This is a genomic window from Streptomyces sp. PsTaAH-137, from assembly GCF_003259365.1.
Taxonomy (GTDB): domain Bacteria; phylum Actinomycetota; class Actinomycetes; order Streptomycetales; family Streptomycetaceae; genus Streptomyces.
The window spans coordinates 203,427-221,127 of sequence record NZ_QLLY01000013.1; the positions used below are offsets into that span (position 1 = coordinate 203,427).

Here is a 17,701-nt window from a genome sequence, read left to right on the forward strand (position 1 = left end):
GTACTGGCCGAAGGTCAGGATGGGGGGCCCGGCGCATATCTGTCCTGCCGCCCGTCGCGCTAGGGTGCCCGGGAAGAGACGTTACCGATGGGTAATCCAGCGGTTCCCGCACGCGGTTAAGGGGATGTGGTCAATGAAGCTCGGCATCAATCTCGGGTACTGGGGCCTGGGGATGGACACCGACAACCTCGCCGTCGCCAAGGAGGCCGACCAGCTCGGCTACGCGGTGTGCTGGGCGGCCGAGGCGTACGGCTCCGACACCGTGACGGTGCTCAGCTACGTCGCCGCGCAGACCGAGCGCATCGACGTCGGCTCGGCCATCATGCAGATCCCGGCCCGCCAGCCCACCATGACGGCGATGACCGCCGCGACCCTCGACACCCTGTCCGGAGGCCGCTTCCGGCTCGGTCTCGGCGTCTCCGGACCGCAGGTCTCCGAGGGCTGGTACGGCGTGAAGTTCGACAAGCCGCTGGCCCGCACGCGCGAGTACGTCGACATCGTGCGCAAGGCCATGAGCCGTGAGCGGGTCTCCTACGAGGGCGCGCACTGGACGCTGCCGCTGCCGGAGGGGCCGGGCAAGTCGCTGAAGCTCACCGTGCACCCCCAGCGCGAGCACATCCCGCTCTACATCGCCGCGATCGGCCCGAAGAACCTGGAGCAGACCGGCGAGATCGCCGACGGCGCCCTGCTGATCTTCCCGTCCGCCGAGCACCTGGAGGACACCGCGATCAAGCACCTGCGCGCGGGCCGCGAGAAGGCCGGCAAGACGATGGAGGGCTTCGACGTCTGCCCGACCGTGCCGATCGCCGTGGGCCCCGGGGGCGGGGACGGGGACGTGTCCGCCCTCGCCGACCAGTTCCGTCCCTACACCGCGCTCTACGTCGGCGGCATGGGCAGCGCCAAGCAGAACTTCTACAACCAGCTCGCGCAGCGCATGGGATACGAGAAGGAGGCGGCCGAGATCCAGGAGAAGTACCTCTCCGGCGACAAGGACGGCGCCGCCGCGGCGATCCCGCAGAAGCTCATCGACTCGACCACGCTGCTCGGCTCCGTGGACCGGATCGCGGACCGGATGCGGGAGTACGCCGAGGCCGGTGTCACCACCCTGACGCTGTCCCCGGCGGGCTTCACGCTGGACGAGCGGCTCGCCTCGCTGCGCGCGGGCATCGAGGCCGTGGAGCGCGCCGGGCTGGCGTAGTCAGGAGCGGGAGGCGGAGTCTTCCGCGGCCGTGGTGGGGGCTCGGGGTGTCTTCCCCGCCACGGCCGTCACGGAGAACAACGCGCCATCCGGCCCGCGGTTACGCCTCCCCTCCCGGCACGGATCCTCCTTTCGGCCGAGTTGTCGGTCATTCCTGTTGCCTGCCACCGTCTCCCGCATTTGACTCGGTCTTTGCGAGCCATGGAGCCGCGGACCGCGCGTGGAGGCACGGAGGGACCCAGATGCTGTCGGCCAGGAGTTTGTTCCAGGAGATTCTCGACAACGACGACTCGTTCCGGCTGTTCTGCTCGATCGCCGCAGGCGGCGAGGCGCAGGGCGGCTGGGAGAACGGCCGGATCGCCGCCCTCGTCCCCGAGAGCGAGCGGGCCCTCGCGCCCAAGATCGCCCGGCACGGCGCCGACGAGGACAAGCACGGGCGGATCTTCAACGCCCTGCTGAAGAAGCGCGGCCTGACCCCGGTGCCGGTCCCGGACGAGACCGACTACACGATGCTCCTGGAGCGGCACGGCATCGGACTCCCGCACGAGCGGCTCAAGCGGGACGAGCCGCTGACCGTGCGGGACATCGTCACCTACCTCGCCCACAGCCGCGTCACCGAACAGCGCGCCTCCGAGCAGATGGAACTGCTGCGCAAGCACTTCTCCGGACACCCCGACATCGGCCGCGCGGTCAAGATGATCTCCAACGACGAGGACAACCACCTCGCCTACTGCCACGAGGAGTTGCTGCGTCTCGCTCACGCGGGACACGGCCGCGCCATCCAGCGCATCCTGCGCGAGTGCGCCCTCGCCGAGATCGCCGTCTACCGGGACGTGAGCCTCGCCGTCATGGACCACATGGGCCGCATCCTCGGCTGGTCCGCCCCGAAGGCGGGGGTGCTCGCCGCCGGTATCCGTGGCGTGTACGCGTACGAGCGTCTGGGCGGCTGGCGGCGGATGGTCTCCCTGTCGATGCCCCGGCGGCGCGACGCGCTCGGCGGTCCCGCGACCACCTCCGTCGAGTTCGCGTGAGCGGAACGTCCGCAGCGGTTCCTACAGCCAGCCGCGCCGCTTGAACGTCCGGTAGAGGACCAGTTCCAGGACGGCCATCACCACGATCACCGCCGGATACGACCACACCCAGTGCAGTTCGGGCATGTGGTCGAAGTTCATGCCGTAGATGCCCGCGATCATTGTGGGCACCGCGGCCATCGCCGCCCAGGCGGAGATCTTCCGCATGTCGTCGTTCTGCCGCACGCTCATCTGCGCCAGATGCGCGGACAGGATGTCCGTCACCAGGCGGTCCAGGCCGTCCACGGACTCGTTGACCCGGGTCAGATGGTCGTGCACGTCCCGGAAGAACGGCCGCGCGTCCTCGGCGACGAACGGCACGGCCGTGGGGAACGGGCCGATCCCCGCCAGCCGGGCCATCGGAATCGCCAGCGGCCCGGTGGCCCGGCGGAACTCCAGGATCTGCCGCTTGAAGGCGTAGATCCGCGACGCCGTGTCCCGCGAGCCGCCGCCGTCCGGCGAGAAGACCTCGGCCTCCAGCTCCTCCAGGTCGGTCTGCAACTCGGTCGCGACGTCCAGGTAGTGGTCGACCGTGGCGTCCGCGACCGCGTACAGCACCGCCGTCGGACCGTGCCGCAGGAAGGCCGGGTCGTGCTCCAGACGCTTGCGGACGTCCGCCAGGGACGAACCCTCGCCGTGCCGCACGGTGACCACGAACGAGTCGCCCAGGAAGAGCATCACCTCGCCCGAGGACACCCGGTCGCTCTTCGGCTCGTAGACGACCGGCTTGAGGACCACGAACAGCGAGTCGTCGTAGACCTCCAGCTTCGGCCGCTGGTGCGCCTTCATGGCGTCCTCGACGGCCAGCGGATGCAGCCCGAACTCCTCGGTGACCATGCCGAACTCGACCTCCGTGGCCTCGTGGAGCCCGATCCACAGGAAGGCGTCGTCCGCCGCCCGCGCCTCCGCGAGGGCGTCCGACAGGTCCCTGGGATCCGCCGGGGCCTCCACCCGGCGCCCCTCCCGATAGACGGCGCAGTCGACGATCATGACGGCCATTCTTCCCAGAGGGTTCGCCGACTGCACCTTCGCGTGCCTTTAGGCTGGCGACCATGCCCACGCTGATCCTCGTCCGCCACGGACGTTCCACCGCCAACACCGCGGGTCTGCTCGCCGGCTGGACGCCCGGCGTGGCCCTCGACGAGCGCGGCAGCGCACAGGCCGCCACGCTGCCCGAGCGGCTGAAGGACCTGCCGCTCGCCGAGATCGTCAGCAGCCCGCTCCAGCGCTGCCAGGAGACCGTCGCCCCGCTGCTCGCGGCACGGCCCGGCCTGACCGCGCACACCGACGACCGGATCGGCGAGTGCGACTACGGCGACTGGTCGGGCCGCAAGCTGGCCGAACTCGCCGACGAGCCGCTCATGCAAGTCGTCCAGCAGCACCCGACGGCCGCCGCCTTCCCCGGCGGCGAGTCCATGCGGCAGATGCAGCACCGGGCGGCGGAAGCGGTGCGGGAGTGGAACGCGCGCGTGGAGCGCGATCACGGCGCGGACGCCGTGTACGTCATGTGCTCGCACGGCGACATCATCAAGTCCCTCGTGGCGGACGCTCTCGGGCTCCATCTGGACCTCTTTCAGCGGATCTCTGTAGAGCCGTGTTCCATCACAGCCATCCGTTACACCCGGCTGCGCCCCTTTCTCGTACGCCTCGGGGACACCGGCGACTTCGGCTCGCTGGCCCCGCGCGAGCAGCCGCAGGGTCCGGACGCGACCGTCGGGGGCGGCGCTGGCGCACCGTGATCGTCCGCCGCAGTAGGGTGAAGCAGCCGTAAGCACACACCACCCCCAGACCATGGAGACAGGACGTGTCCCGTCAGGTGTTCCTCTACGACCCTCCGGAGCGTTTCGTGGCCGGTACGGTCGGACTCCCCGGGCGCCGCACCTTCTTCCTGCAAGCCTCGGCAGGAACCCGGGTCACCAGCGTCGCGCTGGAGAAGACCCAGGTCGCCGCGCTCGCCGAGCGCATGGACGAGCTGCTCGACGAGGTGGTGCGGCGCAGCGGCGGGAACGCGCCGGTGCCGGCCGTGACCCCCACCGAGATCGCCGACACCGCCCCGCTCGACGCACCGGTCGAGGAGGAGTTCCGGGTCGGGACCATGGCCCTGGCCTGGGACGGCGACGAACAGCGCATGATCGTCGAGGCGCAGGCCCTCGTCGAGATGGACGCCGAGTCCGAGGAGGACCTGGCGGAGGCCGAGGAAAGGCTTCTCCAGGACGAGGAGAACGGCCCGCCGATGCTCCGCGTCCGCCTCACCGGCAACCAGGCGCGCGCCTTCGCCAAGCGGGCCCTGGAGGTCGTCAACGCGGGCCGCCCGCCGTGCCCGCTGTGCAGTCTGCCGCTCGACCCGGAGGGACACGTATGTCCGCGCCAGAACGGATACCGGCGCGACGCGTGAGCGGCCACGACGCCCTGGACCTCCTCACCCGCGGGGAGCTGCACGTCGAGGGGCAGATCAGGGACGCGTCCAACGCCGTCCTGCTGTGCCGGGTCACCCACGGGGACCAGGAGGCGGCCTGCGTCTACAAACCCGTCCGCGGTGAGCGGCCGCTGTGGGACTTCCCCGACGGCACGCTCGCCCAGCGCGAGGTCGCGGCCTTCGAGGTCTCCGAGGCGCTCGGCTGGGGCCTGGTCCCGCCGACCGTGCTGCGCGACGGGCCGTACGGCGAGGGCATGTGCCAGCTGTGGATCGACACCCCCGAGGAGCCGGCCGACGACGGCAGGCTGCTGGCGCTGGTCGACGGCGAGGAACCGGGGGAGGGGTGGAAGGCCGTCGGGTTCGCCGAGGTCGGCGAGGGGCGCACCGCGCTGCTCGTGCACGCCGACGACGCCCGCCTGCGACGGCTCGCCGTGCTCGACGCGGTGATCAACAACGGCGACCGCAAGGGCGGCCACCTGCTCGTCGACGACGGCGCGCGGCTGTACGGCATCGACCACGGCGTCACCTTCAACGTCGAGGACAAGCTGCGCACGCTGCTGTGGGGCTGGGCCGGGGAACCGCTCACCGAGGAGGCGACCGGCGCGCTGGAGGGCCTGCGAGGGGGCCTCGCCGAGGGCGAGCCGCTCGCGGCGCGGCTGGCGGAGCTGATCACCGCGGCCGAGCTGGACGCCGTACGGGAGCGGGTGGCCGCGCTGCTGAAGTCCGGCCGGCACCGGGAGCCGAGCGGGGAGTGGCCCGCCATCCCGTGGCCGCCGATCTGAGCCCGGTCCGCTCCCGGGGCGGTTGTCAGTGGCCCGCGCTACGTTCGGGGGCATGACCAAGCTGATTGTCGAGGACCGGATCGACCGCCCGGCGAAGGACGTCTTCGAGGCCATCGTCACCGTCGAGGGCCTGTCGGGCTTCTTCGTCGAGCGCACCTCCGCGCCGATGGTGCCCGGCACCACCGTGACCTGGAGCTTTCCCCATGTCGACGCGGAGTTCGACGTCGAGATAGGCGAGATCGAGCCCGATCGGCTCGTCTCGTGGTCCTGGCCGGGTGGCCAGGTCGTCATCGAGCTGCGGGAGACCGCTGCCGGGGCCACCGCGATCACCGTGATGGAGCAGCCGATGGGGGACGGGGCCGAGGGCGCGGCGCGGGCGGTCGGGCAGACACAGGGCTGGACGTACTTCGTGTGCACCCTGCGCGCCTATCTGCTGCACGGCATACGCCACTTCGGGCTCTCGGACGGCATCCGGGCCACCGTCACCGGCTAGCGGGGCTCAGGGGGCCGCCTAGCGACCCCCGCCCAGGGGCGCAAGAGGGCCTCGTCGGCCATCGGACCTGGTCCGGTTCGTATCCGGAAGCACCGTCCGGTTACGCTCATGGCATGCATGCCTGGCCCGCTTCTGAGGTCCCCGCCCTGCCTGGCAAGGGCCGCGACCTGAGGATCCACGACACCGCGACCGATGGGCTCGTCACCCTTGACCCCGGTCCCGTCGCCCGTATCTACGTCTGCGGCATCACGCCGTACGACGCGACCCACATGGGTCACGCGGCGACCTACAACGCGTTCGACCTGGTGCAGCGCGTGTGGCTCGACACCAAGCGGCAGGTGCACTATGTCCAGAACGTGACGGACGTCGACGACCCGCTGCTGGAGCGGGCCGTGCGCGACGGCGTCGACTGGGCGGGCCTCGCCGAGCAGGAGACCGCCCTCTTCCGCGAGGACATGACCGCCCTGCGGATGCTCCCGCCGCGCCACTACATAGGCGCCGTGGAGGCGATACCCGGCATCGTGCCGCTCGTCGAGCGACTGCGTGACGCCGGCGCCGCCTACGAGCTCGACGGCGACGTCTACTTCTCCGTCGAGGCCGACCCGCACTTCGGCTCCGTGTCGAACCTGGACGCCGCCGCGATGCGGCTGCTCTCCGCCGAGCGCGGGGGCGACCCCGACCGCGCTGGCAAGAAGAACCCGCTCGACCCGATGCTCTGGATGGCCGCCCGCGAGGGCGAGCCGAGCTGGGACGGCGGCTCCCTGGGACAGGGGCGCCCCGGCTGGCACATCGAGTGTGTCGCCATCGCCCTCGACCACCTCGGCATGGGCTTCGACGTCCAGGGCGGCGGCTCCGACCTGGCCTTCCCGCACCACGAGATGGGCGCCTCGCACGCCCAGGCGCTGACCGGTGAGTTCCCGATGGCCAAGGCGTATGTGCACGCCGGGATGGTCGGGCTCGACGGCGAGAAGATGTCCAAGTCCAAGGGCAACCTCGTCTTCGTGTCGCAGCTGCGCCGCGACGGGGTCGACCCCGCCGCGATCCGGCTCGCGCTCCTCGCCCACCACTACCGCTCCGACTGGGAGTGGACCGACCAGGTGCTGGCCGACGCCGTGGCCCGGCTCGACCGCTGGCGGGCCGCCGTGTCGCGGCCCGACGGGCCTCCGGCGGAGGGCTTGGTGGAGGAGATCCGCGCGGCTCTGTCGAACGATCTCGACGCACCGGCCGCGCTGGCCGCCGTCGACCGGTGGGCCGAGCTTCAGGGTGCCGACGGTGGGGCCGACGAGGGGGCGCCCGGTGTCGTCTCCCGTGCCGTCGACGCGCTGCTCGGGGTCGCGCTCTAGCCCCGGCCTTTTCCGTACGCTTCCCGAAAGCCCCTCCAGGGCGATCGAGTCGAGGCCGCGGGGCTCCGCCCCGGACCCCGCTCCTCAATCGCCGGAGGGGCTTTCTTCTGCGCACCGGCTCGTCTGCACCCTGGTGCCGTGCTTGTTTCTGCGCTAAAACCTGCCTATGCGATCAGCATCGAGCACGCTCAGGCGTTCTGGACGCCTCAGATCCGTCGTCGCCGTGGCCCTGATCGGGCTCGCGGCCGCACTCGCCGGGCCCGGGCAGACGGCCCGGGCCGCCGACAGTCCCGGCGCCCTCGGTGACGTCACCGGGTTCCGTCCGGACAAGGCCCGCTACACCTTCGACGCCGGCGAAGCCGAGGCCCGGGTCAGCTTCGTGTCCGCCGAGAGCTTCCGGATCGAGGTCGCCCCGGACGGCACGTTCACCGATCCCGTGGGCGACGACATCGTCCTGCCGCAAGGTGCGCCGCCCACCACCCGCTGGAAGGACAAGGGCGACCGCTACGAGCTGAGCAGCGACAAGGTCACCCTTCGCGCCTACAAGTCCCCGCTGCGCTTCGCCCTGTTCAGGAACGACGGCACCGAGGTGTGGGCCGAGAGCGCCCCCATCAGCTGGCGCGCGGACGACACCACCCAGCACCTCGACCGCGGCGCCGACGAGCAGTTCTACGGCGTCGGGATGCAGAACGGGCGGGGCAACACCAGCCTGCGCGGGCAGACCGCCGAGGCCGAGGTCAGCTACGACTGGGACGACGGGGGACACCCCAACTCCGTACCCTTCTACCTCTCCTCCGCCGGATACGGCGTCTTCCGGAACACCTACGCGCCCAACACCTACACCTTCGGCGCGCCCGTCACCGCCGCCGCTGCCGAACGCCGCTTCGACGCCTACTACTTCGCGGGCAGCGGCGAGGACAGGGCCAAAGACGTCATCGGCCAGTACACCCGGCTGACCGGAAAACCGTTCCTGCCGCCGGTCTACGGGCTCGAAGTGGGCGACGCCGACTGCTATCTGCACAACGCCAACCGCGGCGAACGGCACACCAAGGACGCCCTGAAAATCTCCCGGCAGTACGTCGAACAGGACATGCCGCTCGGCTGGATGCTCGTCAACGACGGCTACGGCTGCGGGTACGAGGACCTGGCCGAGACCGCACAGGGGCTCCAGGACGACAAGGCGCAGCTCGGCCTGTGGACCGAGGACGGCATCGACAGGATCGCCGACCAGGTCAAGGCCGGACAGCGGGTCGCCAAGCTGGACGTCGCCTGGGTCGGCGACGGCTACAAGAAGGCCCTCGACGGCTGCAAGGGCGCCTACCGGGGGATCGAGGACAACTCCGACGCCCGCGGCTTCACCTGGGCCCCCGAGAGCTGGGCCGGCGCCCAGCGGTGCGGGGTGCAGTGGTCCGGCGACCAGTCCGGCTCCTGGGACTACATCCGCTGGCAGATCCCGACGTACGCGGGAGCAACCCTGTCCGGGCTCGCGTATACGACAGGTGACGTGGACGGCATCTTCGGCGGCAGCCCCAAGACGTACGTACGCGACCTTCAGTGGAAGTCGCTGCTGCCCGTGACCATGACCATGGACGGCTGGGCGGCCAGTGACAAGCAGCCGTTCCGGCAGGGCGAGCCGTACACGACGATCAACCGGAAGTACCTGAAGCTGCACGAGTCGCTGCTGCCCTACCTGTACTCGTACGCCCACGAGGCCACGAAGACCGGAGTGGGCGCGGTCCGGCCGCTCGCGCTGGAGTACCCGGACGACCCGAAGGCCGCAACGGACGCCGCCAAGTACGAGTTCCTGACCGGCGAGGACTTCCTCGTCGCACCCGTGTACCAGGATTCCGCGGTGCGCGACGGCATCTATCTGCCCAAGGGAACCTGGACCGACTACTGGACCGGCCGCGTCTACCGGGGACCGACCACGGTCGACGGGTACCGCGCGCCGCTCGACACCCTGCCGCTGTTCGTCAAGGGCGGCGCCGCCGTGCCGATGTGGCCCGGCATCCGCTCGTACACCGACCGGGACAAGGACTCACCCGTCGCCTGGGACGTGTACCCGCAGGGCAGTTCGTCCTTCGAGCTGTACGAGGACGACGGCGTCACCCGCGCCCACCGCGACGGCGCCTACGCCACCCAGCGCGCCACCGTCACCGCGCCGCGCTCCGGACCCGGTGACGTGCGGGTGCGGATCGGCGCGAGCGAGGGCTCGTACGAAGGGAAGCAGACCGCCCGGCCCTACTCCTTCACCGTGCACACCGGGGACGCGCCGAGCCGGGTCGACCTCGACGGCAAGAAGCTGGCGCGCGCCGGGTCGAAGAGCGCGTTCGACAAGGCCGCGCGGGGCTGGTTCTACGACGCCGACGACCGGGGCGGCGTCGTGCGCGTGAAGACCGGGACCCTGTCCACCGGGCGCGCCTTCACCGTGGACCTGCGCGACACCGCGGCCGTGGGCGGCGCCGCGCCGGGCGCCGAAGCGGCCGTCTCCGGCGCCGTGGACCAGGAACTGGGCGCGGGCGTCACCGGCACGGTCGCCGTCGACGTCACCGCGGGGAACAAGGACGCCACCGACGTCACCGTCGGCGTCGACGCCCCCGAGGGCTGGACCGCCGGGGACCCCGTGACCGTCGGCCGGATCCCGGCGGGCACCACCCGGCGCGTCGACGTCGCCGTCGCACCCGGCGCCGACGCGAAGCCGGGGGAGCGGGCGCTCACCGCCACCGCCCGCTACCGGAGCGCCGGTCAACAGCACACCGCACAGGGGCACTTCGCGGTCGCCGTGATGCCGGAACCGCCCGCGGGGCACGCCTGGGCGAGCGACCTGGAGTGGCTGACCTCGACCAACGGGTACGGGCCCGCCGAACGCGACCGCAGCAACGGCGAGTCCGGCGCCGCCGACGGTCACCCCCTCACCCTCGCCGGAAAGACGTACGACAAGGGCATCGGGGTGCACGCCGACTCCGACATCGAGGTCTATCTCGGCGGGCGGTGCACGAAGCTCACCGCGGACGTCGGGATCGACGACGAGATCAACGGCTACGGCGAGGTCGCCTTCTCCGTCGAGGCCGACGGGAAGGTCCTGTGGACCTCGCCGAAGGTCACCGGCGCCTCGGCCACCGTCCCCGTCGACGTGGACGTGACCGGGGCCCGGCACCTGCGGCTGAAGGTCACCGACACCAACGGGTCGAAGACCGGCGACCACGGGGACTGGGCCGCCGCCGCGTTCACCTGCGCGGGCGGGAGCTGACCCCGCACCGGAACCGGGAACAGGTGAAAGGGGCGCTTCCCCCACGCGGACCGCGGCGGAAGCGCCCCTCCTTCCTTTCACCTCTCATGCGGTGCGGTCAGATCTTGCGCACCTGGATGCTGCGCAGGACCTGCGGCGACCCGGAGTCCCAGACACCGACGACCTGCTGGCCGAAGGCGAAGGCCTCCTGGACCTGGTCGTGCGTCTGGGGGTTGGGGTTGGCGAAGATCCGGAACTGGCCCTGGATGCGCAGCGCGATGATGCTGGGCTGTCCGGGCAGCGGCTGCACGACGTCGATGTAGGCGTCGGCGATGCCGGCCTGCAGCACCTGCTGCTGGACCTGCTGCTGGGCGTGCTGCACCGCCATCTGGGCGATCTGGTGGAGGTGCTGAAGGACCTGCTGCTCGACCTGCTGCTGCTGGCCGCCACCCTGCTGCTGCTGACCGAGCTGCTGGAGCAGCCCCTGGTACGGCTGCTGCTGGCCGAGCTGCTGCAGCTGCTCCAGCGAGCCGCCCATGCCCATGAGCTGCTGCTGGCCGAAGCCCTGCTGCCCCTGCTGACCGAACGGCTGCTGGCCGAAGCCCTGCTGACCGTAGCCCTGCTGGCCGAAGCCCTGCTGGCCGAACGGCTGCTGTTGCTGCTGCTGGTAGGGCGACGTGCTCGGGAACTGCTGCCCCTGCTGACTCATCTGCGGGGTCATGCTCATGCGGGTGCCACCTTCCATCGATGGTTGGCTGCGTCGCTTCAGCCCGTGACCACAAGGCCGACGATCTCGTCGTCCGAGAACCAGACACGGACATCGGGCCGTCCCCCCGCGAAGGCGCTGTGCACCGCCTGGCGGGTCTCGGGGGACGGATCGTTCAGATTGCGCCAGGCGCCCGCCACGAACAGCCTGAGCCTCGGCGGGAGTTCGCGCGGATACGGGATCAGTTCGTCCCAGTACCGCTCGGCCTGGCCCGAACCGACCGTCGAGGGCAGCAGATGGGTCACCGCTCCTCTGATGTCGGGCCGGTTGCCGATCCGCTGCGAAGCGGGCCGGCCGGGGGCGTCCTGCTGCGGAGAGCCGGACGCCCGGAGCACCTCGCGCGCCCGCGAGGAGTTCATCGGGCGCTGGCCGCCGGCCTTGAGCATGCCCTGGAGGGCGGCCAGCGCGCCGACGACCACCGGGGAGGCAGCCGAGGTGCCGGAGAAGGTATCGGTGTACCAGGCGATCTCCTCGGAGCCGCCCTGCAGATCGCCGGGCCGGTCCCAGAAGCCGCCGGTGGTGGTGACCTCGCGGCCCCAGCCCTGGGCGTCCACCCGGGCGCCGTAGTTGGAGAACGCGAGGCGCGAGCGGTCCGGGCCGTGGTCGCGGCCGTGCGTGCCGGGCGGCGGTGCGCCCGCGCCGACCAGGACCGCGCCGGAGGAAGGATTCGTCGGGTTGAACGGGTTGTGCCACCAGGCCGGGAAGCCCTCCGGGCGCCGCTCGTACAGTCCGTCGTCCAGCGACTCGCCGCCGTTGCCCGCCGCGCTCACCACCACGACCCCCAGTGCGGTGGCGTACCGGATCGCCGCGAAGTCGTCGGGCCACCATTCGAGGCCGATGTAGCCGCGCTGGTCGTCGCGCGACTCGAAGTCGAACCGCGGTCCCGGCCGGTGCAGTTCGATCAGCACGATGTCACCGGGGCCGAGCCGCTCGGCCGCCGCGTGGATCGCCGCCGCCGTGCCGACGCCCTGGAAGGAGGCCGCCGCCGTCACCGCCTGCGGGGCGATGCCGGTGATCCCGTGCTCGTTGCGGTCGCCGCCGATCACGCCGAGGACGGCGGTGCCGTGGTTGCGCCAGGCCAGGTCCGAGACGGGGGTCCCGACGACGACGCCCGCGAGCTTCGCCGACAGGTCCTCGTGGCTGAGCTGCCAGGCGCCTTCCACGTCGATGACGGTGACGCCCTCTCCGCCGCCGCCGAGCCGCTGCCACGCCCACACGGCGTCCACGCCCTCGGGCGCCGGTGCCAGATAGCCCTGGCGGCCGGTGAAGTCGGGGGTCGCGGCGGTCTTCTCCTTCAGCCGCCGCGCCTCGTCGAAGTCCTCCGGCGGAGCGGCCGGCACCGCGCCGGGCTTCACGTACGCGGTGTCGACCTCCGGCAGCGCCGCGATCCGGGCCCGCAGCTCCTGGGCCCGTCCGCCGGCGCCGCGCACCCGGTAGAACAGCGCGAGGTCCGGTACGTCCGTCCCGGCTCCCACCGCCTCCGAGGCGCTCCGCAGCCGCTCCTCACTGCCGAACAGCGGTTCGAGGGCGAGCTGTTCGTCGCCCAGGAACATGTTCAGGGCCGATACGTCGGCGCCGGCGGCGGACCTGACCCCGTCCGCCTGGGCCCGCAAGCGGGCCTCGGGCCGCGCCAGGACGATCAGTTCCGCTTCCGTCCCGCGATATGTGAAACCGGCTCCGTCCGGACCCGGACCCGCAGCTCCCGGGCCCCGCGCCGGTTCTGCGTGTTGGTCGGTCATCGGTCCACAGCTCCCCTCGCCACCTCTGGTCGTACGGGTGTGCCTGTGCCGCGTTCGTCGGGCACACCTTGCTACGGCCGGGCGCGCTCGTCCACCCCTTGTTCGCCAAATGCGTTTGGGAACAAGTTGAACGGGGAACCCCGTGCAATTTGCACGGAATCATCTGTCACGGCATAAACCGGCCAAAGGCGAGGAGAACGGGGACGGCGCGAAAGCGCCCCCGGTGCCGGTCGCCCGGCGCCGGGGGCGCTCTTCGTCGCTCGTGGAACGCGGTCGGCGGTCCGCCTGCTCGTCCTACTCCTCGCCGTCACCGTCGTCGGTGTCGGTTTCGGGACGCGGCGGCTTCGGCGGCCTGCTCCTGCCGCCCGGGTTGTCCCGCAGGTACGACGAGCCGTCGCCGCCGTCCGTGGCATGGCCGCCGGCGCCGGGCGGTGCCCCCGGGTCGCGCCGCCGCAGATACCGCTCGAACTCGCGGGCGATCGCCTCGCCCGACGCCTCCGGCAGCTCCGCGGTGTCCCGCGCCTCCTCCAGCGTCTGCACGTACTCGGCGACCTCGCTGTCCTCCGCCGCCAGCTGGTCCACGCCCAGCTGCCAGGCGCGCGCGTCCTCGGCCAGCTCGCCCAGCGGCAGGCGCAGGTCGATCAGGTCCTCCAGCCGGTTGAGCAGCGCGAGCGTCGCCTTCGGGTTCGGCGGCTGCGACACGTAGTGCGGGACCGCCGCCCACAGCGAGACCGCCGGGACGCCCGCGTGGGTGCACGCCTCCTGGAGGATCCCGACGATGCCCGTCGGGCCCTCGTACTTGGTCTCCTCCAGCTCCATGCGCGTAGCGAGATCCGGATCGGAGGTGACGCCGCTGACCGGAACCGGCCGGGTGTGCGGGGTGTCGCCGAGCAGCGCGCCCAGGATCACCACCAGCTCCACGCCCAGCTCGTGCGCGAACCCCAGCAGCTCGTTGCAGAACGAGCGCCAGCGCATGGACGGCTCGATGCCCCGGACCAGGACCAGGTCGCGCGGCTTGTCGCCGCCGACACGCACCACCGAGAGCCGGGTCGTCGGCCAGGTGATCTTGCGGACGCCGTCCTCCAGGAAGACGGTCGGCCGGTTGACCTGGAAGTCGTAGTAGTCCTCGGCGTCCAGCGCCGCGAACACCTCGCCCTTCCACTCCTTGTCGAGATGCGCGACCGCGGTGGAAGCGGCGTCGCCGGCATCGTTCCAGCCCTCGAACGCGGCCACCATGACCGGGTCGACCAGCTCGGGAACCCCCTCGAGCTCGATCACCCAGCGCCTCCTTCCGACGTGCCCTCGCGTACCTGCCCACCTTACGGCGTCCGCGAGGACCCTCCGCAGCCCCCTGAAACCCGGAGGCTGCCCGGAACACTGCCCCGAGTCGGAGGAGCGCACTCCACCTCGCCCCGGTGATCTCTCACAGGGTGGAGCGCAGCCACTGCTCCACGCTGGCGATGTGCACGGTCGCCCAGGAGCGTGCCGCCTCCGGGTCGCCGTCGCGCAGCGCCGCCAGGATCGCCCGGTGTTCGCGCAGGGTGCGGCCGACCGCGTCCTCCTGGGTGAGGCCGCGCCAGACACGGGCCCGGGTGGTCGGCCCGGACAGGCCGTCGAGCAGGGAACAGAGCACCGAATTGCCCGCGGCCGCCACGATGCCGCGGTGGAAGTCGAGGTCCGCGGCGACCAGCTCCTCCACGGACGGCTCGGGCCCCAGCTCGTCCAGTTGGGTGGCGAGCCCGTCGAGCTGGTCCCGGCTGATCGAGGTCGCCGCCATCGCGGTGGCGGCGGGTTCCAGGATGCGGCGGACCGCGAGGAACTCCAGGACCGTGTCGTCGCGGTGGAAGTCGACGACGAAGCTCAGCGCCTCCAGCAGCAGCTGCGGATCGAGGCTCGTGACGTAGGTGCCGTCGCCCTGCCGGACGTCCAGGATGCGGATGAGGGAGAGCGCGCGCACCGCCTCGCGCAGCGAGTTGCGCGAGAGCCCCAGCTCGGCGGCGAGTTCGCTCTCCTTGGGGAGCCGGTCGCCGGGGCGCAGCGCACCCGAGACGATCATGCCCTTGATCTTCTCGATGGCCTCGTCGGTGACGGCCATGGCAGCCCCCTCTGCTCGTCCGCCGGAGAGCCGAGTCCTCCGATGTCTCGGACCATTATGAGCGTACGGGGATGCCCTGGCCGCGCTCTCCTCTGGAGCCGTCCACCGAGGACCCAGGCGCGGAGCGCACGGGCCGCAGCAGCAGCCACGCCCCGCACACCAGCGTGATCGCCTGCGCCCCCGCGAGCAGCGCGAACCCGGCGCCGAAGCCGTGCCCTCCGCTCGCCGCGATCGCCACACCCATCAGCGTCGGCATGAACGCGGAGACGAGATTGCCGACCCCGTTCACGACGCCGTACGCGCTGCCCACGAGCCGGGCGGGCGCGCAGTGCTGGACGAGGGTGGGGATCGCCGGGCCCTGGAGCCCCCAGAAACCGCCCGCGAGGACCATGCCCGTCGCGACGACGACATCGCTGTGCGCGGCCGCGACCACGAGCACGCACACCGCGGTGCCGGCGGACCCCACGACGAAGGGCAGCGCGAGCAGCCGCACGGGCAGCCGGTCGAGCAGCAGCCCGCCCAGGAACCCCGAGACCAGCGACATCAGGAACGGCAGCGACGACACCAGGCCCATCGCGCCCAGCGAGAAGTGCCGCTCCTGGAGCAGGAACGAGGGCAGCCAGGCGCTCGACCCCCACAGGTAGGCGAGGGTCGCGATCTCGATGAGCAGGACGGGTGCCAGGCGCGGCATCGCCAGCGCGCCCTTCAGGGTGGCGCCGAACCCGGGCCGGTGGGCCGCCGCGACGCCCCGGCCCCGGACGCACAGGGCGATCAGCGGCAGCCCGATCACCGCGTTCAGCGCGGCGAGCGCCAGGAACGAGGTGTGCCAGTCGAAGTGGTAGACCAGGTACGTGATCAGCGGCAGCCCCGCCGCCGTGCCCAGCGAGACGCCCATCGAGCTGACCGCGTTGGGCCGGCCCGCCTCGTGCGGGGCGAAGTGCTCACGCACGTACATGGTCTTGAGGGAGAACAGCGGTCCCTCGGCGCCGCCGAGCAGGGCGCGCAGCACCGTCAGGGTGAGCGCGCCGAGCGCGTACGGCGACAGCAGGGTCATCACCGACCACAGGGCCACGCTGACGAACAGGCCGCGCCGCACACCGAGCCGGGTCTCGTACAGCGGGGTGAGGAAGAACGCGGCGAGGCCGTAGCCGACCAGGAACACGGTCGACAGGGCGCCCTGGGCGATCCGGTCGCCGGTGATGCCGAAGTGGTCGGTGAACGCCTCGTCGGTGATGAGGACGGAGACGTTCACCCGGTCCACGTAGCTGATCAGGACGATGACCAGCAGGCTGAGCACCCCCGCCCAGCGTGCCCTGGGACTCATGCCGTGGCCTGGGCCTCGGCGCCCCCTCGGTACAGGCGGCGCAGCCGGACCACGCCGAGATCGTGCTGGTACAGGTTCTCCTGCTGGTCGGCGTCCGCGGGCATCGCCTCCAGCATCACCCGGTCCTGCTCCAGGACCTCCCAGTGGCGCTTCTCGATCAGCGTCTTGTACAGGAACCGCCAGGTGTCGCGCTCCCAGCCCTGGACCGTGCGGTAGCGCCAGAAGAAGACGGCGCAGCGCTCGGCGTCGACCGGGCGGACCATGCCGACGATGCCGAACGGGCCGCCGGGGCCGGCCGACGGCGGGTAGGGGATCGACAAGTCGACCCAGTCGACGCCGGTGCGGCACAGCTCGACCCAGTCGAAGTTGACGCCGCGCTGGTCGGTCTTCTCGAAGAAGTAGCCGCGGTCGGTCTCGCGGATGCGGAACTTGGCGGTGGTGTCACCGTCGAACATCGTGTGCGAGTCGTGGTGCAGGAACGCGCCGTGCATCGGGTCGAGCAGGTTCTCGACGGCGTACCGCCACGGCACGTTCCACTCCGCGTAGCAGAGGATCGCCTCGGTGTCGGGGTCGGTCAGCGGCTCGGGCAGCGTCAGTTCGACCGGCGTCGGCTGCTCCTCGGTGCCGAAGTAGGCGAGGACGGCGCCGGACACCTCCTTGACGGGCAGCGAGACGACGAGCTGCTTGCCCTCCAGGTTGCAGCCGGGCAGGCCGGGCACGGAGGAGACGGTGCCGTCGGTCTCGACCTCCACGCCGTGGTACCAGCACGCCACCCGGTCGCCCAAGTGCTTGCCCAGCGACAGCGGGGCGCCGCGGTGCGGGCAGCGGTCGGCGAGCATGCTGAGGGTGCCGTCCGAGCGGCGGAACAGCAGCCACTGCTCGCCGAGGACGGTGACCTTGCGCATCGCGCCGGGCGCGACGAACGAGGAGGGGACGACCGGGTGCCACTGGCCGCGCAGGCCCGTCGCGTACAGGTGGTCGGCGGTCAGGGCGGGGGCTTTCGGGGTCATGGCGGTCACGCTCCCAGTCGGTGCATCTCGGCGCGGAAGGAGTCCTCGGTCCACGGGGCGCCGTCCGGCGCGGGGATCTGACGGGCGTTCAGCCCGCGGATGACGTCCGCGAGTTCGTGGCCGTCCTTGGTGAAGACCTCTTCGAGGGTGGCGGCCAGCTTCAGCTCGTAGGGCGACGGCTCGTGGGTGCGGGACTGGTGGATCTCCAGGTACGGCCAGTCGGTGGTCATGTGCAT

General features: G+C 71.6%; 16 protein-coding genes. 8 read left to right on the forward strand and 8 right to left on the reverse strand.

The features are described from left to right. Window positions 1-133 precede the first annotated feature (133 nt). Both K377_RS27530 and K377_RS27535 read left to right on the forward strand, forming a co-directional pair. The gene (locus K377_RS27530; RefSeq protein ID WP_111666229.1) at window positions 134-1,198 is read left to right on the forward strand and encodes an LLM class F420-dependent oxidoreductase; all 1,065 of its coding nucleotides are present in this window, start codon (window positions 134-136) and stop codon (window positions 1,196-1,198) included. Between the two features lie 242 nt (window positions 1,199-1,440). Next, a complete protein-coding gene (locus K377_RS27535) occupies window positions 1,441-2,229 on the forward strand; it encodes a ferritin-like domain-containing protein (RefSeq protein WP_111666230.1) in 789 nt (262 codons plus the stop codon). Window positions 2,230-2,250: 21 nt separating this feature from the next. Here the strand turns inward: K377_RS27535 and corA are convergent, their stop codons facing one another. After that, on the reverse strand, window positions 2,251-3,258 hold the full coding sequence (corA, locus tag K377_RS27540; RefSeq protein WP_161195104.1) for a magnesium/cobalt transporter CorA: 1,008 nt from the start codon (window positions 3,256-3,258) through the stop codon (window positions 2,251-2,253). A gap of 62 nt (window positions 3,259-3,320) precedes the next feature. Between corA and K377_RS27545 the strand changes: the two genes are divergently transcribed. The 6 genes from K377_RS27545 to K377_RS27570 all read left to right on the forward strand — a co-directional run bounded on the left by K377_RS27545 (window position 3,321) and on the right by K377_RS27570 (window position 10,552). Then, complete coding sequence (locus tag K377_RS27545) at window positions 3,321-4,007, forward strand: histidine phosphatase family protein (RefSeq protein WP_111666232.1); 687 nt, start codon at window positions 3,321-3,323, stop codon at window positions 4,005-4,007. 65 nt (window positions 4,008-4,072) lie between these two features. Beyond that, the gene (locus tag K377_RS27550; RefSeq protein WP_111666233.1) at window positions 4,073-4,663 is read left to right on the forward strand and encodes a DUF3090 domain-containing protein; all 591 of its coding nucleotides are present in this window, start codon (window positions 4,073-4,075) and stop codon (window positions 4,661-4,663) included. Beyond that, the gene (locus K377_RS27555) at window positions 4,627-5,466 is read left to right on the forward strand and encodes an SCO1664 family protein (protein ID WP_111666234.1); all 840 of its coding nucleotides are present in this window, start codon (window positions 4,627-4,629) and stop codon (window positions 5,464-5,466) included. The genes K377_RS27550 and K377_RS27555 overlap by 37 nt, the downstream gene beginning before the upstream one ends. Before the next feature lie 52 nt (window positions 5,467-5,518). Further along, on the forward strand, window positions 5,519-5,959 hold the full coding sequence (locus tag K377_RS27560; protein ID WP_111666235.1) for an SRPBCC domain-containing protein: 441 nt from the start codon (window positions 5,519-5,521) through the stop codon (window positions 5,957-5,959). Between the two features lie 113 nt (window positions 5,960-6,072). Beyond that, the gene (mshC, locus tag K377_RS27565) at window positions 6,073-7,302 is read left to right on the forward strand and encodes a cysteine--1-D-myo-inosityl 2-amino-2-deoxy-alpha-D-glucopyranoside ligase (RefSeq protein WP_111666236.1); all 1,230 of its coding nucleotides are present in this window, start codon (window positions 6,073-6,075) and stop codon (window positions 7,300-7,302) included. A gap of 166 nt (window positions 7,303-7,468) precedes the next feature. Next, entirely contained in the window at window positions 7,469-10,552 is a 3,084-nt protein-coding gene (locus K377_RS27570; RefSeq protein WP_111666237.1) for an NPCBM/NEW2 domain-containing protein, read from the forward strand. Between the two features lie 97 nt (window positions 10,553-10,649). Here the strand turns inward: K377_RS27570 and K377_RS27575 are convergent, their stop codons facing one another. From K377_RS27575 to K377_RS27605, 7 genes are all read right to left on the reverse strand, one after another. Beyond that, window positions 10,650-11,258, reverse strand: coding sequence for a hypothetical protein (locus K377_RS27575; protein ID WP_111666238.1), 609 nt, complete (start codon window positions 11,256-11,258; stop codon window positions 10,650-10,652). A 38-nt stretch (window positions 11,259-11,296) separates the two neighbouring features. After that, window positions 11,297-13,036: a S8 family peptidase gene (locus tag K377_RS27580; protein ID WP_111666239.1), complete on the reverse strand. Its 1,740-nt coding sequence runs from the start codon at window positions 13,034-13,036 to the stop codon at window positions 11,297-11,299. Window positions 13,037-13,330: 294 nt separating this feature from the next. Further along, window positions 13,331-14,314, reverse strand: a complete 984-nt coding sequence (locus tag K377_RS27585) for a PAC2 family protein (RefSeq protein WP_111666240.1) — start codon at window positions 14,312-14,314, stop codon at window positions 13,331-13,333. 145 nt (window positions 14,315-14,459) lie between these two features. Then, entirely contained in the window at window positions 14,460-15,131 is a 672-nt protein-coding gene (locus K377_RS27590; protein WP_111666241.1) for a FadR/GntR family transcriptional regulator, read from the reverse strand. A gap of 55 nt (window positions 15,132-15,186) precedes the next feature. Next, the gene (locus K377_RS27595; RefSeq protein ID WP_111666242.1) at window positions 15,187-16,455 is read right to left on the reverse strand and encodes an MFS transporter; all 1,269 of its coding nucleotides are present in this window, start codon (window positions 16,453-16,455) and stop codon (window positions 15,187-15,189) included. Continuing rightward, the gene (locus K377_RS27600) at window positions 16,452-17,465 is read right to left on the reverse strand and encodes an aromatic ring-hydroxylating dioxygenase subunit alpha (protein ID WP_111666282.1); all 1,014 of its coding nucleotides are present in this window, start codon (window positions 17,463-17,465) and stop codon (window positions 16,452-16,454) included. The genes K377_RS27595 and K377_RS27600 overlap by 4 nt, the downstream gene beginning before the upstream one ends. Window positions 17,466-17,470: 5 nt before the next feature. Next, a complete protein-coding gene (locus tag K377_RS27605) occupies window positions 17,471-17,701 on the reverse strand; it encodes a recombinase-like helix-turn-helix domain-containing protein (RefSeq protein WP_111666243.1) in 231 nt (76 codons plus the stop codon).

Coding starts and splice junctions, on each gene's coding strand:
- K377_RS27570 (WP_111666237.1), top strand. CDS start 7,469: ATGCGATCAGCATCGAGCACGCTCAGGCGTTCTGGACGCCTCAGATCC.
- K377_RS27575 (WP_111666238.1), bottom strand. CDS start 11,258: ATGAGCATGACCCCGCAGATGAGTCAGCAGGGGCAGCAGTTCCCGAGC.
- mshC (WP_111666236.1), top strand. CDS start 6,073: ATGCATGCCTGGCCCGCTTCTGAGGTCCCCGCCCTGCCTGGCAAGGGC.
- K377_RS27600 (WP_111666282.1), bottom strand. CDS start 17,465: ATGACCCCGAAAGCCCCCGCCCTGACCGCCGACCACCTGTACGCGACG.
- K377_RS27530 (WP_111666229.1), top strand. CDS start 134: ATGAAGCTCGGCATCAATCTCGGGTACTGGGGCCTGGGGATGGACACC.
- K377_RS27555 (WP_111666234.1), top strand. CDS start 4,627: ATGTCCGCGCCAGAACGGATACCGGCGCGACGCGTGAGCGGCCACGAC.
- K377_RS27545 (WP_111666232.1), top strand. CDS start 3,321: ATGCCCACGCTGATCCTCGTCCGCCACGGACGTTCCACCGCCAACACC.
- K377_RS27590 (WP_111666241.1), bottom strand. CDS start 15,131: ATGGCCGTCACCGACGAGGCCATCGAGAAGATCAAGGGCATGATCGTC.
- K377_RS27605 (WP_111666243.1), bottom strand. CDS start 17,701: ATGCACATGACCACCGACTGGCCGTACCTGGAGATCCACCAGTCCCGC.
- K377_RS27580 (WP_111666239.1), bottom strand. CDS start 13,036: ATGACCGACCAACACGCAGAACCGGCGCGGGGCCCGGGAGCTGCGGGT.
- K377_RS27595 (WP_111666242.1), bottom strand. CDS start 16,455: ATGAGTCCCAGGGCACGCTGGGCGGGGGTGCTCAGCCTGCTGGTCATC.
- K377_RS27535 (WP_111666230.1), top strand. CDS start 1,441: ATGCTGTCGGCCAGGAGTTTGTTCCAGGAGATTCTCGACAACGACGAC.
- corA (WP_161195104.1), bottom strand. CDS start 3,258: ATGATCGTCGACTGCGCCGTCTATCGGGAGGGGCGCCGGGTGGAGGCC.
- K377_RS27560 (WP_111666235.1), top strand. CDS start 5,519: ATGACCAAGCTGATTGTCGAGGACCGGATCGACCGCCCGGCGAAGGAC.